15 protein-coding genes are annotated in these 14,716 nt (G+C 70.1%); 14 read left to right on the top strand and 1 reads right to left on the bottom strand.

Annotated elements, in window-relative coordinates; translation table 11 throughout:
- Positions 1 to 5 precede the first annotated feature (5 nt).
- On the bottom strand, positions 6 to 455 hold the full coding sequence (locus V7004_RS03720) for a hypothetical protein (RefSeq protein ID WP_334142304.1): 450 nt from the start codon (positions 453 to 455) through the stop codon (positions 6 to 8).
- Positions 456 to 766: 311 nt separating this feature from the next.
- On the opposite strand from V7004_RS03720, the gene infC reads away from it, so the two are divergent.
- From infC to argH, 14 genes are all read left to right on the top strand, one after another.
- Positions 767 to 1,405 carry a translation initiation factor IF-3 gene (gene infC, locus V7004_RS03715; protein WP_334142330.1) on the top strand — a complete coding sequence of 213 codons (639 nt, stop codon included), beginning with the start codon at positions 767 to 769 and terminating at the stop codon, positions 1,403 to 1,405.
- Between the two features lie 100 nt (positions 1,406 to 1,505).
- On the top strand, positions 1,506 to 1,700 hold the full coding sequence (rpmI, locus tag V7004_RS03710; protein WP_334142303.1) for a 50S ribosomal protein L35: 195 nt from the start codon (positions 1,506 to 1,508) through the stop codon (positions 1,698 to 1,700).
- A gap of 77 nt (positions 1,701 to 1,777) precedes the next feature.
- The gene (gene rplT / locus V7004_RS03705; protein WP_334142302.1) at positions 1,778 to 2,140 is read left to right on the top strand and encodes a 50S ribosomal protein L20; all 363 of its coding nucleotides are present in this window, start codon (positions 1,778 to 1,780) and stop codon (positions 2,138 to 2,140) included.
- A 19-nt stretch (positions 2,141 to 2,159) separates the two neighbouring features.
- The gene (locus tag V7004_RS03700; protein ID WP_334142301.1) at positions 2,160 to 3,026 is read left to right on the top strand and encodes a TrmH family RNA methyltransferase; all 867 of its coding nucleotides are present in this window, start codon (positions 2,160 to 2,162) and stop codon (positions 3,024 to 3,026) included.
- A gap of 56 nt (positions 3,027 to 3,082) precedes the next feature.
- Positions 3,083 to 4,129: a phenylalanine--tRNA ligase subunit alpha gene (gene pheS / locus V7004_RS03695; RefSeq protein WP_334142300.1), complete on the top strand. Its 1,047-nt coding sequence runs from the start codon at positions 3,083 to 3,085 to the stop codon at positions 4,127 to 4,129.
- A gap of 1 nt (position 4,130) precedes the next feature.
- Entirely contained in the window at positions 4,131 to 6,494 is a 2,364-nt protein-coding gene (gene pheT / locus V7004_RS03690; protein ID WP_334142299.1) for a phenylalanine--tRNA ligase subunit beta, read from the top strand.
- Between the two features lie 41 nt (positions 6,495 to 6,535).
- A complete protein-coding gene (argC, locus tag V7004_RS03685) occupies positions 6,536 to 7,579 on the top strand; it encodes an N-acetyl-gamma-glutamyl-phosphate reductase (RefSeq protein ID WP_334142298.1) in 1,044 nt (347 codons plus the stop codon).
- Positions 7,576 to 8,739, top strand: a complete 1,164-nt coding sequence (argJ, locus tag V7004_RS03680; RefSeq protein WP_334142297.1) for a bifunctional glutamate N-acetyltransferase/amino-acid acetyltransferase ArgJ — start codon at positions 7,576 to 7,578, stop codon at positions 8,737 to 8,739. The genes argC and argJ overlap by 4 nt, the downstream gene beginning before the upstream one ends.
- A complete protein-coding gene (argB, locus tag V7004_RS03675) occupies positions 8,736 to 9,605 on the top strand; it encodes an acetylglutamate kinase (protein WP_334142296.1) in 870 nt (289 codons plus the stop codon). Before argJ ends, argB begins: the two co-directional genes overlap by 4 nt.
- A gap of 17 nt (positions 9,606 to 9,622) precedes the next feature.
- Positions 9,623 to 10,834, top strand: coding sequence for an acetylornithine transaminase (locus V7004_RS03670; protein ID WP_442968005.1), 1,212 nt, complete (start codon positions 9,623 to 9,625; stop codon positions 10,832 to 10,834).
- Positions 10,831 to 11,724, top strand: a complete 894-nt coding sequence (gene argF / locus V7004_RS03665) for an ornithine carbamoyltransferase (RefSeq protein WP_334142292.1) — start codon at positions 10,831 to 10,833, stop codon at positions 11,722 to 11,724. The genes V7004_RS03670 and argF overlap by 4 nt, the downstream gene beginning before the upstream one ends.
- Positions 11,721 to 12,227, top strand: coding sequence for an arginine repressor (gene argR, locus V7004_RS03660; protein ID WP_442968003.1), 507 nt, complete (start codon positions 11,721 to 11,723; stop codon positions 12,225 to 12,227). Before argF ends, argR begins: the two co-directional genes overlap by 4 nt.
- Positions 12,228 to 12,276: 49 nt before the next feature.
- Positions 12,277 to 13,467, top strand: a complete 1,191-nt coding sequence (locus tag V7004_RS03655; protein ID WP_334142290.1) for an argininosuccinate synthase — start codon at positions 12,277 to 12,279, stop codon at positions 13,465 to 13,467.
- Positions 13,468 to 13,470: 3 nt separating this feature from the next.
- Positions 13,471 to 14,716 (top strand): argininosuccinate lyase (gene argH, locus V7004_RS03650; RefSeq protein WP_334142288.1); only part of this gene is annotated, 1,246 nt, incomplete at its 3' end.

Raw genomic sequence — 14,716 nt, 5'->3', positions numbered from 1 at the left:
CGGCGTCAGGCCGGTGTCCCGTCGGAGGCCTCCTGGCGGACCTGCACGAAGACCATCTGGGCCTGGGTGAGGGCCTGCCGCAGCGCTGGGCCGTTCTCGCCCAGCCGGTCACCGACCGCGTCGAGGACACCGGCCATGGCGTCGATCGCCAGCTGTGCCTCCTCGAACTTCGGTCGCTCCTGGGCGAGGTGGAGCATCGCGAGCTCGTAGAAGCCAGCGATGTGGTTGGCGACCACCTGCGCGGCTGGCGCGGCCACGATCTGGCGCTGCACCTCGGCCATCTGGGCGATCATCTCCTCGGCTTTCGCCCGCTCCTCCGGGCTGAGATGGTCGAGGTCGGGCCCCCCCACCAGCCCGGCGACACCCTCCCCGCGGCCCTCCTGGGGCGGCCGCCGGCGTTGCTCGGCGCGGCCAGGGTTCACGGGTACTTCTCCACCGGGGGTCCACAGGCTCATCGAGGCTCCGATCGAGGGTCGGGTGGGTGGGTGCGGGCGAAAGGTCGGCGGGCGCCTGCCAGGGGTCGCCGTCACCGGACCTCCCTGGTACTCTAGGGCCCTGCAACCGAAGGAAAGCGGGGTGCCTCACCGAGGTGTCCCCACCCGGCCACCGGCTCGCCGAGTGCGCCGGGTCGATTCCCACGATGGGTGAGACGTCGACGTCTCACCCGGGTTCGGGCGTCGGCTTCCCGGCGCCCGTTCGTCATTTTCGGGCGTACCTACTGACCGAGCGCAAGGAGACGACGCGCATTGACGAGGAGTGAACGGCGATAGCGACCGCCAGCAGCGAGCCCAGGATCAACGACCGCATCCGAGCCCGGGAGGTGCGCCTCGTCGCACCCGACGGGAGCCAGGTGGGGATCAAGCCCCTGCCGGAGGCACTGGCCATGGCCCGCGATCTCGGATTGGACCTGGTGGAGGTGGCCGACAAGGCGATCCCGCCCGTCTGCCGGATCATGGACTACGGCAAGTACAAGTACGAGGCGGCTCAGCGGGCCAAGGAGTCACGCCGCAAGAGCACCAACGTGGTGGTCAAGGAGATGAAGTACCGGCCGAAGATCGGCCAGGCGGACTTCGAGACCAAGACCCGGCAGATCGAGCGCTTCCTCAGCGAGGGTCACAAGGTGAAGGTCACCATCATGTTTCGGGGGCGGGAGATGCAGCACCCCGAGCTGGGCAAGCGGATCCTGGATGACGTGGCCGAGCATGTGGCTCATCTGGCTCGGGTTGAGGTCTACCCGAAGCTCGACGGCCGCAACATGACCATGGTGCTCGCCCCGGACAAGCGGGCGCAGGCTGCTGCGGAGCGCAAGCGAGCAGCGGTCCCGGCCAATCGGGACGACAACGGTGATTCCGCAGCGGCGACCGCGGTCAAGCCTGCGGTCACCGAGAGCGAGCCGTCCGCCTGATCCGAACCCGACGCCGACCGACATCGCCGACCGACATCGCCGATCCAGGGGCGAACGCCCCGCCAGTCGTTCGTGCGCCAGCATCGACCGGAGAACAGCCATGCCGAAGATGAAGACCCACCGAGGTGCCGCCAAGCGCTTCAAGCGAACGGGCACCGGCAAGATCATGCGCCGCAAGGCGAACCTGAACCACATCCTCGAGAAGAAGAGCCCCCGTCGGAAGCGGCGATTGCACGGCCACACCGAGGTGGCTCCTGGTGACCTGGGCCACGTTCGCCGGCAGCTCGGCGGCTGAGCTGATCCTCCCCGCCGCCGCGCGCTGCCGCGGCGTGTGCCCCTGACCTGTCGTCCGTCCCCCGAAAGGAGCCTCCGATGGCGAGAGTGAAGCGAGCCGTGTCGAGCAAGAAACATCGCCGCTCCACGCTCGAGCGCGCCAAGGGCTACTACGGCAACAAGAGCCGTTCGTACCGAGCTGCCAACGAGCAGGTGATGCACTCCCTGCAGTACGCCTACCGCGATCGCCGAGCCCGCAAGGGCGAGTTCCGCCGCCTGTGGATCCAGCGGATCAACGCGGCCTGCCGCCTGAACGGCACGACCTACAGCCAGTTCATCAACGGTCTGAAGGCTGCTCAGGTCGACGTGGACCGCAAGGTCCTGGCTGAGCTGGCGGTGTCGGATCCGGCTGCCTTCGCGGCGTTGGTCGAGAAGGCCTCGAAGGCGACGGCCGGCACCTGAGCGCCGGGAGCTTTCCTCCGTGCCCCCCGAACCGAGCCCGCTGTCGGCTCGGAACCCGACGGTCCAGCACCTGCGGCGCCTCTTCGGGCGCCGCAGGGCGCGTTCGGAGCACGGCCAGTACGTCGTCGAGGGGCCGACGTTGGTCCTCGAGGCACTTGCCAGCGGTGCCGAGGTGGTTGAGGTGTACCTCGACGCGGAAGCCCCGGCAGGCGGTGCGCTCGCCGAGGTGGCGATGCGCGCCCAGGAGCGTGGGGTGCCGGTCCGGCACCTGGCCCCGGGCGTGCTCGGTCGGATCGCCGATGTGGTGGCCCCGCAGCCTGCCATGGCGGTGGTGGCCGGTCGGCCCATGCCTCTCGACGAGCTCGTGGGGCAGTCTCGTGGAGGGTTGGTGCTCGTGCTGGCAGGTGTCGCCGATCCCGGCAACGCGGGCACTCTCGTGCGCACCGCGGAGGCGGCCGGTGCCAGCGGGGTGATGTTCGGTGGAGCCTCGGTCGATCCGCTCTCGCCGAAGACCATCCGTGCCTCCGCAGGGTCGTTGTTCCGGGTGCCGGTCGCCACCGCCCCTGATCCCGCCACCGCCGTCGCGGTGCTGCGGGATGCCGGTTTCACGATCGTCGGCGCCACCCAGTCGGGCGACCGGCCCTTCGACCGCTACCCGTGGCCCGACGACGTGGCCCTGGTGCTGGGAGGTGAGGCCCAGGGTCTGCCGCCCGGCCTGCTCGGGCCCGGGGACGTGATGGTGAGCATCCCGATGGCAGGCCAGGTCGAGAGCCTGAACGTCGCGGTGGCGGGCTCGCTGCTGTGCTTCGAGTGGGCGAGGCGGCGCAGCGCCTGGGGCTACGACTCGGCCCGATTTCCGGCTCGCACGTCCACGCCGTTGACCTAGCCTGCGGCGATCGACGGATTTGGACGGGCCGAGCCCGTGACGGCAGGGTGAACGGCGTGAGCGACCGGGACCTGATCAGCGAGATCGAGGACACCACGCGAGAGGGCGTGGCTCGCATCACCGCTGCCCGAACGCTGGACGAACTGCGGTCGGTGGAGATCGAGGTGCTGGGCAAGAAGGCCCGCCTCACGACCGTGAAGAAGTCGCTGGGAGCGCTCGGTCCCGACCAGCGCCGGATGGCCGGCCAGGCGCTCAACGAGGCCCGCCGCGCGTTGGAGGCCGCGCTTGCCGACCGTCGATCCGAGCTCGACGGGCTCGCCCGGGCGCAGCGCCTGGAGCAGGAGCGGCTCGATCTCACCGAGAGCCGTGACCCGGCTCGCCGGGGCCATCACCATCTGGTGACCCAGACCCGTGACCGGCTCGAGGACGTGTTCGTGGGGATGGGGTTCACCGTCGCCGAGGGCCCCGAGGTCGAGACCGACTTCTACAACTTCGAGGCCCTCAACATCCCCGCGGCGCATCCGGCCCGGGGCATGTGGGACACGCTCTACGTCAACCTCGGTGAGCCGGAGACAGTTCTGCTGCGTACCCACACCTCGCCGGTGCAGATCCGGGTCATGCAGGCCGCGCCACCGCCGATCGCCGTGGTCGCGCCCGGGCGCGTCTACCGGCGCGACACGGCGGATGCCAGCCATCTGCCTGTGTTCCACCAGATCGAGGGGCTGGTCGTCGACCGCGAGGTGAGCTTCGGCGACCTGGCGGGCACCCTCGAGGCGTTCACCACCGCCTACTTCGGTGGCGCCATCCACTCGCGGCTGCGCCCCTCCTACTTCCCGTTCACGGAGCCCTCCGCCGAGTACGACATCAACTGCATCATCTGTGAGGGCCAGGGCTGTCGCACCTGTGGTCAGACGGGGTGGTTGGAGCTCGGCGGCTGCGGCATGGTCCATCCGAACGTCTTCCGCGCCGTAGGTCTCGACCCGGAGGAGTGGACGGGCTTCGCGTTCGGGTTCGGCATCGATCGGCTGGCGTTGATGCGGCACGGCGTCGACGACATCCGAGAGCTGATGATCAACGACGTCCGGTTCCTGGAGCAGTTCTGACGTGAAGGTCCTGCTGTCGTGGTTGCGGGAGTTCGCGCCCTTCGAGGGTGATCCGGTGATGCTCGGGGAGCAGATGAGCGACCTCGGCATGACCGTGGAGTCCATCCAACGGCTCGGCGAGGGCCTCGACGGCATCGTGGTGGCGACGGTCCTCGCCCTGCGGCGCCACCCGGATGCCGACAAAATCCAGCTGGTCGAGGTCGATGCGGGCGACGGTCAGCCGTGCCAGATCTGCTGCGGCGCGTTCAACATGTCGGTCGGGGACAAGGTCCCGCTGGCGACCCTGGGTACGGTCATGCCCAGCGGCCTGCGCATCGAGCGTCGGAAGCTGCGGGGCGAATGGTCGAACGGCATGCTCTGTTCCGCAGCCGAGCTCGGCTTGGGGACCGATCACAGTGGCATCCTGATCCTCGACCCGGCGCTTGAGGCCGGTACCGATCTGCGCACGGCGCTCGGTATCGAGACCGACGTGCTCTACGACCTCGAGATCAATCCGAACCGGCCGGACGCCATGTCCGTTGCGGGCGTGGCCCGTGACCTGGCAGCCAGGCTGCAGGTGCCGTTCTCCCTGCCGGATCCTGCGGTGGATGAGAAGGGTGCACCACTGGAGTTCTTCTCCGTGGAGATCCTCGACACCGATCTCTGCGGGCGCTTCGTCGCCCGGCTCCTACGGGGGGTCACCGTCGGCTCGTCGCCTGCCTGGCTGCGCACCCGCCTGCTGGCGCTGGGCATGCGGCCCATCAACCACGTGGTGGACGTGTCGAACTACGTGATGCTCGAGCTCGGCCAACCGAACCACACCTTCGACCTGTCCAAGATCCGTGGTGGGGGTCTGCGGGTCCGGTGGGCGAGGGATGGCGAGCGCATTGTCACCCTCGACGGTGTGGAGCGATCACTTCGTCCGACCGACGGGGTGGTGGCCGACGGAGAGGGCACCCCGGTAGCCATCGCCGGAGTGATGGGAGGCCTCTCGACCGAGATCGACCAGTCCACCACCGACGTCCTCCTGGAGATGGCGTGGTGGCAGCCGATGGCCATCGCCCGCACCTCCAAGCGGCTGGGGCTGCGCAGCGAGGCGTCGGCCCGATTCGAGCGGGGAACCGATCCGGAGGTGATCGACCTCGCCGCCCGGCGCTTCGCGGAGTTGCTGGTCACCGGCAGCGGCGAGCTGGCACCGGGGGTGATCGACGAGCGGGGCGACCTGCCGGTACCTCCGACGGTTCGGGTCCGCACCAGCCGGGTGAACAGCCTGCTGGGGACATCGTTGAGCACGGCGCAGATCGTGGGCTACCTCGAGCCGATCGGGTTCCGTTGCGAACCGGCTGCGAACGGCGGTGAGGAGGAGGCCCTGGCGGTGACGGTACCGTCGTTCCGGCCGGACACCGCCACCGAGACCGATGTCATCGAGGAGGTCGCCCGCCACTTCGGATACGGCCACATCCCCCGCACGCAGCCGACGGCTGTTCGCACGGGCGGGCTCACCGAGCGGCAGCGGGAGCGCCGGCTGGTGCGGGAGGTGATGGTCGGTCTGGGGGTCGACGAGGCGATGCCCATGCCGTTCCTGGATCCGAGTGATCTCGAGCGCACCGGCAGCCCCCTGCCGGGCATCACGATCACCAACCCCCTGGCGGCCGAGGAGAGCGTGCTGCGAACCTCGCTGCGCCCGGGTCTGCTCAAGGCGCTCGGGTACAACGCGTCTCATCGCAACCTCGGCGTGCGCCTGTTCGAGGTGGGCAAGGTTTTCCGAGTGGTCGACGGGCAGGAGCTACCCGACGAGCCGGAGCACCTGGGGGTCGCGCTGGCCGGCGCGGACGCGTTCGAAGCCGTCGGCGTTTGGCGGGTGCTGGCGGGCGCGCTCGCCGTCGCCGACGCCCGTCTGGAGCAGGTGCCTGTCGCGGGGCTGCACCCCACCCGGTCCGCCCAGGTGGTGGTGGCCGGTGAGCCGGTCGGGGCGGTGGGGGAGATCGACCCCGAGGTCCTGGCGGGCTTCGGCATCGCCGAGCGAGTGGCCTGGCTGGAGCTGGATCTGGACCATCTCCTCGCCCTACCGCACGGCGAGCGCCACTATCGGCCCGTCAGCCGGTATCCCTCGAGCGATCTCGACCTCGCGTTCGAGGTTGACGAGGGGGTGCCCGCCGCGGAGGTCGAGTCGGTCATCCGATCGACCGCGGGGGAGCTGCTCTCGTCACTGCGGCTGTTCGACGTCTTCCGGGGTCCTCCGGTACCTGAGGGGCGCCGCAGCCTCGCGTACCGCTTGCGGCTGCAGGCCGAGGACCGCACCCTCACCGACGATGAGGTGGCAGAGCTGCGCTCGGCCGTGGTGGCGGCGGTCGAAGCAGCGCTCCCGGCGCGGCTGCGGGGCTGAGGGTTGTATACTCATACGAAAATGTGTATGATAATCGTATTATGATCTCGGTCGGCGTGGTCGGGGCCTCGGGCTTCACCGGTGCGGAGCTGCTCCGGCTGTTGGCGGCTCATCCCGGTTTCGAGGTGGTGGTCGCCACCGGCGATACCCAGGCTGGGACCGCGGTGGGCGAGCTCTACCCGAGCCTGGCAGCCGCCTACCCACACCTGTCGTTCCACTCGCTCGAGGACCCGAGCCTGCTGAGCCGTGTCGAGCTGGCCTTCCTCGCCCTCCCGCACGGCGCCTCACAGGAACTGGTCGGCCGGCTGCCCGCCTCGGTGCGATGGGTCATCGACCTCTCCGCCGACTTCCGGCTCCGCGACCCCTCCCTCTACCCCTCGTGGTATGGCGCGCCGCACCGCGCGCCCGAGCTGCTCGAGCGCTTCGTCTACGGCCTGCCGGAGCTGTTCCGCAAGGACCTTGCCAGCGCCACCCGAGTGGCCGTGCCCGGTTGCTACCCGACCGCGGCCTCCCTCGCGCTGGCCCCGCTGGTGGAGGAGGGACTGGTCGAGTCCTCGGGTCTCATCGTCGACGCCGCCAGTGGGGTGTCCGGCGCGGGGCGCGCCCCGAAGCCCACCACCTCGTTCTGCACGGTGGACGAGGACTTCACCGCGTACGGGTTGCTCTCGCACCGGCACACCCCCGAGATGGAGCAGGTCCTGGCGAGTGTGGCCGTCGACAGCAATGAGGTGTCGGTGCTGTTCACCCCCCATCTGGCGCCGATGAACCGCGGGATTCTCGCCACCTGCTACGCCCGGCCGCGGGCGGAGGTCTCCACCAGCTCGCTGTTCGATCTCTACCGGGAGCGCTATGCGGGTGAGCCGTTCCTGGTGGTGAGCGACCGCTCGCCCTCCACCAAGGCCACGCTCGGCTCGAACAGCGCGCACCTCACGGTCCGCTTCGACGAGCGCACCGGCTGGGTGGTCGCGCTGTGTGCGATCGACAACCTGGTGAAGGGGGCCTCGGGACAGGCGATCCAGTGCGCCAACCTCCTCACGGGACAATCGGAGGAGACTGGCCTCTCCGCGATCGGGGTGTACCCATGAGCGTCACCGCGCCGGCGGGGTTCGTCGCCGCCGGGATCCACGCCGGCGTGAAGCAGGCGGGCGCACTCGACCTCTCCCTGGTGGCCACGGCGGACGGGGTGCCGGTGCCCGCGGCCGGCGTGTTCACCAGCAACCGCATGACCGCGGCGCCGGTGACGGTCAGCCGCTCGCACCTGCAGACCAGTGGCGGCCGAGCCGCAGCGGTGATCCTCAACAGCGGCAACGCCAACGCGGCGACCGGTGAGTCCGGTTGCCGCGACGCCGAGCTCATGTGCGACCTCACCGCTGCAGAGCTCGGTTGCGACCGCCATCACGTGCTGGTGTGTTCGACCGGTCTGATCGGCATCCCGCTGCCCATCGACCGCATCGCAGCAGCGATCCCCGCTCTGGTCGCGGCCCGTGACGTGCGGGGGGCGGCCGACGCGGCCGAGGCGATCCGTACCACCGACACCCATCGCAAGGAGACCGTGGTGCGTGGCCAGGGGTTCGTGGTGGGCGCGATGGCCAAAGGGGCGGCGATGCTGGCCCCGAACATGGCCACGATGCTGGCGGTGCTGACCACCGACGCCGCCGCGGAGCCGGCGGTGCTGAAGCGGATCCTGGCTGAGGCCGTGGCCGGCTCGTTCAACCTGCTCGACGTGGACGGTTGCCAGTCGACCAACGACACCGTGCTCCTGCTGGCGAGCGGTCGGGCCGGAGGGGTGGACAGCGGCGCGCTGGCGGCGGCGGTGGCCGACGCCTGTCGTGATCTCGCGGGGCAGATGGCCGGCGACGCAGAAGGCGCGACGAAGGTCGTCCATCTCACGGTCACCGGCGCACATTCCGACGAGGATGCGGCCAGGGGTGCGCGCCAGATCGCCCGCAGCCAGCTCACCAAGTGCTCGTGGTACGGCGCCGACCCCTACTGGGGGCGTATCGCCAGCGATCTCGGTTCGGCGGGCATCGCCTTCGACCCGAGGCTGCTGACCATCACCTACGGCGAGGTGACGGTCTGCCACGGAGGGATCGCGGTGGAACACGACCGCGACGCGCTGGCCGAGCACATGGCTGGGCGGCACCTGCACATCACCGCCGACCTGGGGCTCGGTGCCGGGCGGGCCAGCCTGCTCACGAACGACCTCACCCACGCCTACGTCGACGAGAACATGGGGACGTCGTGACCGCAGCCGATCCCGCGCTCACGGCCGAGGTGCTCATCGAAGCGTTGCCCTACATCCGCCGGTTCCGGGGATCGACGCTGGTGGTGAAGCTCGGTGGGAACGCCATGGTCGAACCACGGCTGGCGCAGACCTTCGCGGACGACATCGTGCTGCTCCAGGCGGTGGGTATCCGGGTGGTCGTGGTGCACGGCGGTGGACCGCAGATCGGTGAGCTGATGGCCCGGCTGGGCAAGGAGCCGGAGTTCCGCGAAGGCCTCCGGGTCACCGATGCCGAAACGCTCGATATCGCCCGCATGGTGTTGCTCGGCAAGATCAACAGCGACATCGTGGCCAGCATCAACGTGCACGGGCCGCTCGCCGTGGGGCTGTCGGGAGCCGACGCGGGCCTGATCGTCGCCGGTGCTCGCGACCCGGAGCTCGGCTTCGTGGGCGACGTGGTGTCGGTGAATCCGCACATCGTGGAGCGCCTCCTGGCGGAGGACCTCATCCCGGTGGTGAGCACCATCGGCACCGATCCGACCGGCCAGGCCTACAACATCAACGCCGACACTGCAGCCGGCGCGATCGCGGGAGCGCTGGAGGCCGAGAAGGTGGTGTACCTGACCGACGTGGCCGGCCTGTTGCGAGACCTCGACGACCCGTCCTCGCTCATCGGTCGCACCACCGTGACCGAGCTCGAGGCGCTGGTCGAAGCCGGCGCCCTCGAGGGCGGGATGCTCCCCAAGATCCGCGCCTGCCTCGACGCGCTCGGAGGGGGGGCCCGCTCCGCGCACCTGCTGGACGGCCGGGTGCCCCACGTGCTGCTGCTCGAGCTGTTCACCGACGCCGGGATCGGCACGATGATCGAGCCCGAGGTGCAGCCGTGACGACCACCGAGTCCGGCGTGAGCCCGCTGGCGGCCGTTCACCGGCTGGCGACGGGCGCTCCGGCAGACCTCGAGCACTGCCCGTTCATGCCCACCTACGCGGCGCCCACTGTGCAGTTCGTGCGAGGTCAGGGGACGATCCTGTGGGATCGGGACGGCAACCGCTACCTCGACTTCCTCGCGGGGCTGGCGGTGGTGAGCCTCGGCCACGCCCACCCCGAGGTTGCCGAGGCCATCGCCCGACAGGCGCACACCCTCGTGCACGTCTCCAACCTGTTCGCCACCGAACCGGCATGCGAGGTGGCCCTGACCCTCGACCGGTTGCTCGGTGGAGGCGGGCAGGTGTTCTTCTGCAACTCCGGTGCCGAGGCGAACGAGGCCGCGATCAAGCTGGCTCGCAAGTGGGGAGGGCGCGGCCGCTATGCCGTCGTCAGTGCCTACGGGTCGTTCCACGGGCGCACGCTCGCCACCTTGCACGCCACCGGCCAACCGCAGAAGCACGAGGCGTTCCAGCCCCTTCCCGAGGGGTTCCGCCACGTCGCCTGGAACGACCTCGGCGCGCTGGATGACGCCCTCGATTCCTCGGTCGCCGCGGTGCTGCTGGAGCCGGTCCAGGGCGAGGGAGGCGTTCATCCGGCCGACGAGGCGTACTTCCGAGGGGTGCGCCGGCTCTGCGACGAGCGTGGGGTGCTGTTCATGGTCGACGAGGTCCAGACCGGTCTTGGGCGCACCGGCCGGTGGTTCGGGCACCAGCACTTCGACGTGGTGCCCGATGTGGTCACCATGGCCAAGGCTCTGGGCAACGGCATGCCGATCGGCGCGTGTTGGGCCCGCCGGGACGTGGCCGGCGCCTTTGAGCCCGGGGACCACGCGACGACCTACGGAGGCCAGCCACTCGCGGCCGCGGCGGCCCGAGCGGTGTTGAAGGTGATGGAGCGGGAGAACGTGCCGGCGCGGGCCACGACGGCGGGTGCCCAGCTGCGCGACCGGCTCGCCTCGCTGCCCCAGGTGCGAGAGGTCCGTGGGCTCGGGTTGCTGGTGGCTGCCGAGCTCGAGCCCCCACTCGACGCCCGCCGGGTCGCGGCCGGCTCACTGCGGGCCGGGCTGGTGGTGAATGCGGTGTCCCCCTCGGCACTGCGGTTCGCGCCCCCGCTGATGGTGAGCGATGGCGAGATCGACGAGGCGGTCACCATCCTGGCGCAGGTGCTCGCTGAGGAGGAGATCAGGTGAGGCACCTGTTGGAGGTCGACGATCTCACCCCCGAGGAGCTGGTGGCTGTGTTGGCGCTCGCGCGCCGCCGCGACCTGCCGGCGGTGCTGCAGCGCCGGGGGGTGGCGTTGGTGTTCGAGAAGCCCTCAGCCCGGACCCGCAACTCGATGGAGATGGCCGTGGTGCAACTCGGAGGCCACCCGGTGACCATCCGTCCGGACGAGGTGGGCCTCGACGTGCGGGAGACCGTCGAGGATGTCACCCGGACGCTGGCCTGCTACCACGCGGTCATCGCCGCCCGGGTGTTCCAGCACTCGCATCTCGAGCGGATGGCGAGCGTCTCGCCGGTTCCGGTCGTGAACCTGCTCTCCGACGAAGCACACCCGATGCAGGCGCTGGCTGATCTGCTCACGCTGGAGGACGCCTTCGGTCCGCTTTCCGGTCGCACCGTCGCGTACGTCGGTGACGGCAACAACGTGTGCCGCTCGCTGGCCATCGCGGCGGGCATGATGGGCATGCAGGTGCGGGTGGCGTCGCCTCCCGGCTACGAGCTGGCCGAGGCTGACATCCAGCGCATCCGGGCCGCGGGTGTGGAACCCCAGCTCACCACCGAGCCGCTCGACGCGGTCCGTGGCGCCGACGCGGTGTACACGGACGTGTGGGCCTCGATGGGTCAGGAAGCCGAAGCAGCTGAGCGACGCCGGGCGTTCGCGGGCTTCACGGTGGACACGGCGCTGCTGGATGCGGCGTCCCCGTCGGCCGTCTTCCTCCACTGCCTTCCCGCCCATCGAGGCGAGGAGGTGACCGCGGAGGTGCTCGAAGGCCCGCGGAGCTGGGTGTGGCCGCAGGCGGAGAACCGCATGCACGCCGCCCGGGGCCTGCTGGCGTGGTTGCTCGGGGTGGCGCCGTGACCGCGGGCTCGCCGGCGAATGATCGCGTGGCGGGGGCCAGGCTGGGGAAGCGGCAACGCCAGCACCTGGTCGCCAAGCTGCTCGAGCAGCACCGGGTCCGCAGCCAGGCGCAGCTCGTCGAGCTACTCGCGACCGAGGGCGTGGTCGCCACGCAAGCCACGGTGTCACGGGACCTCGACGAGCTCGGAGCGATCAAGGTGCGGGTTCCCGGTGGCGAGACCGTCTACGCGATCCCGGCCCTACCCAAGGAGCAGCGTGCCCCGGACGACCATCTCCGGCGGGTGTTCGGCGACTGGGTGGTGGAGGTCGCGTCGTCCGGGAACCTGGTGGTCCTGCGAACCCCGCCCGGGTCGGCCCACGTGGTGGGCTCGGCGCTCGACCGGGCCGGGTTGCCGGAGGTGATCGGTACGGTAGCCGGCGACGACACCCTCATCGTGGTCGCGGCCGAAGGGGTCGAGGGCGCGGCCCTGGCCGGCATACTCGCAGACCTCGCCGGCTTGTGACGCTCGCATCGTTCGTGTTGATGGAAGGTCGTCAGGAAGAGAGAACGTCATGACCAGACGCGCAGTCCTCGCCTACAGCGGAGGCCTCGACACCTCCGTCGCGGTCCGATGGATGATCGAGAACTACGGCGTCGAGGTGATCGCCGTGGCCTGTGATGTCGGCCAGGAGGCGGACTGGGACGGGCTGCGAGCGAAAGCGTTCGCGGCCGGCGCGGTCGAGGCGATCGTCGTGGACTGCCGGGAGGAGTTCGCACGGGACTTCCTGGCGCCGGCGCTCAAGGCGAACGCCCTGTACGAGGGGCGTTATCCGCTGGTGTCCGCACTCTCGCGTCCGGTGATCGTGCGGCACCTCGTGCGCGCGGCCCGAGAACACGGAGCCGATGCCGTCGCACACGGCTGCACCGGCAAGGGCAACGATCAGGTGCGGTTCGAGGTGGCCACCCGGGCCCTGGCGCCCGACCTGGAGATCCTGGCTCCGGTCCGCCACTGGGGGATGACCAGGGAGATGTCGATCGAGTACGCGGCGGCGCACGGCATCCCCGTGGCCGCCACCAAGGAGAAGCTCTACTCGATCGATGACAACCTGTGGGGCAGAGCCATCGAGTGCGGTGAGATGGAGGATCCCTGGGCGCGGCCGCCCGAGGGGGTGTGGAGCATGACGGTGCCCACGGCCAGCGAAGCCCGGGAGGTGGTCATCGCCTTCGAGGAGGGGGTCCCGGTGCGCCTCGATGGTGTGGAGCGCCCCTTGCACGAGCTGATCACCGAGCTCAACGCCGCCGTCGGTGCGTACGGCTGGGGACGGCTCGACATGGTCGAGAACCGCCGGGTGGGTATCAAGAGCCGCGAGACCTACGAGGCACCCGGCGCGCTGGCGTTGATCGACGCCCACCGCGACCTGGAGAGCATCACCCTCGAGCGGGACCTGCTTCACGAGAAGCAGCGTCTCGAACCGCGCTACGCGGATCTGGTCTATGACGGGATGTGGTACTCGCCGCTCAAGGAGGCGCTGGACGCGTTCGTCGACGCCAGCCAGCGGTACGTGACCGGTGAGGTCCGACTACGACTGGAGCCTGGCCGGTGCTATGTGGTCGGGCGGCGCAGCGAGTTCAGTCTCTACGACTACGGCCTGGCCACCTATGACGCCGCCGACAGCTTCAACCACGCTGACTCCGAGGGATTCGTGCGCCTGTGGGGGCTCGGGATCCAGACCTGGGCCGCTCGGCAGTCGGCGCGGAGCTGAGCGATGAGCACGTTGTGGCACGGCCGGTTCGAGGGCGGCCCCGCCGAGGAGCTGCTGGCGTTCACGGCCAGCTTGCCGTTCGACCGGCGGTTGGCGGCCGACGACCTGCAGGGGTCGCGGGCCCACGTCAGGGGCCTGGTGAGAGCCGGCGTGCTCACGGACGACGAAGCGGGCATGGTGCTCGGCGCGCTCGACCAGGTGGCGAGCGAGCTGGAGGCGGGGAGCTTCGTGTTCGTCCCCTCGGACGAGGACATCCACACCGCCATCGAGCGGCGGGTCACCGAGCTCGCCGGCGCCGCCGGGGCGAAGCTCCACACCGGGCGGAGCCGTAACGACCAGGTGGCGACCGACCTGCGCCTGTACACCAAGCGAGCGGTGCACCACATCGCGTCCCGTCTCCTCGAGCTGCAGCAGGTGCTGCTGGCGAGGGCGGTGGAGGCCGCTGACGCCTACCTCCCCGGTTACACCCATCTGCAGCGGGCGCAGCCGGTCCTGCTCGCCCACCACCTGTTGGCACACGGGTGGGCGTTGGCCCGAGACGTTGATCGCCTGATCGACACCCGTCGCCGCCTCGATGTGTCGCCGCTCGGTGCCGGGGCCCTCGCCGGGTCCTCGCTCAGACTCGACCCCGCGGGGGTGGCGGCCGAGCTCGGGTTCGCCGCGGTGTTCGACAACAGCCTCGACGCGGTCAGCGATCGGGACTTCGTGGCCGAGGTGCTCTTCGACCTGGCGATGGTCGGGGTGCACCTGTCGCGGATCGGCGAGGAGATCGTCCTGTGGTCGAGTGAAGAGTTCGGGTTCGCCCACCTCGATGACGCCTATGCCACCGGCAGCTCGATGCTGCCGCAGAAGAAGAACCCCGACATCGCTGAGCTCGCCCGGGGCAAGAGCGGCCGCCTCATCGGTGACCTCACCGGGTTCCTCGCCACCTTGAAGGGTCTCCCGCTGGCCTACAACCGCGACCTGCAGGAGGACAAGGAGCCACTCTTCGACGCCCTCGATCAGGTCGAGCTGGCGCTCGGCGCGATGGCTGGGCTCCTGCGAACGGTGCGGTTCGACGTCGAAGCCATGCGGACAGCGGCCGACACCGCGACATCCTCCGCGACCGACCTGGCGGAGTGGTTGGTGGCGAGAGGCACGCCGTTCCGGGAGGCCCACGCCACGGTCGGAGAACTGGTACGCCGTTCGTTCACTGAGGGTCGATCCCTGGCGGAGCTGGTGGGGCAGCACCCGGACCTGGGCCCTGACG

Source organism: Rhabdothermincola sp., from assembly GCF_036846205.1.
Taxonomy (GTDB): domain Bacteria; phylum Actinomycetota; class Acidimicrobiia; order Acidimicrobiales; family Acidimicrobilacustridaceae; genus Rhabdothermincola.
This window is presented reverse-complemented; position numbering and strand designations above follow the sequence as displayed.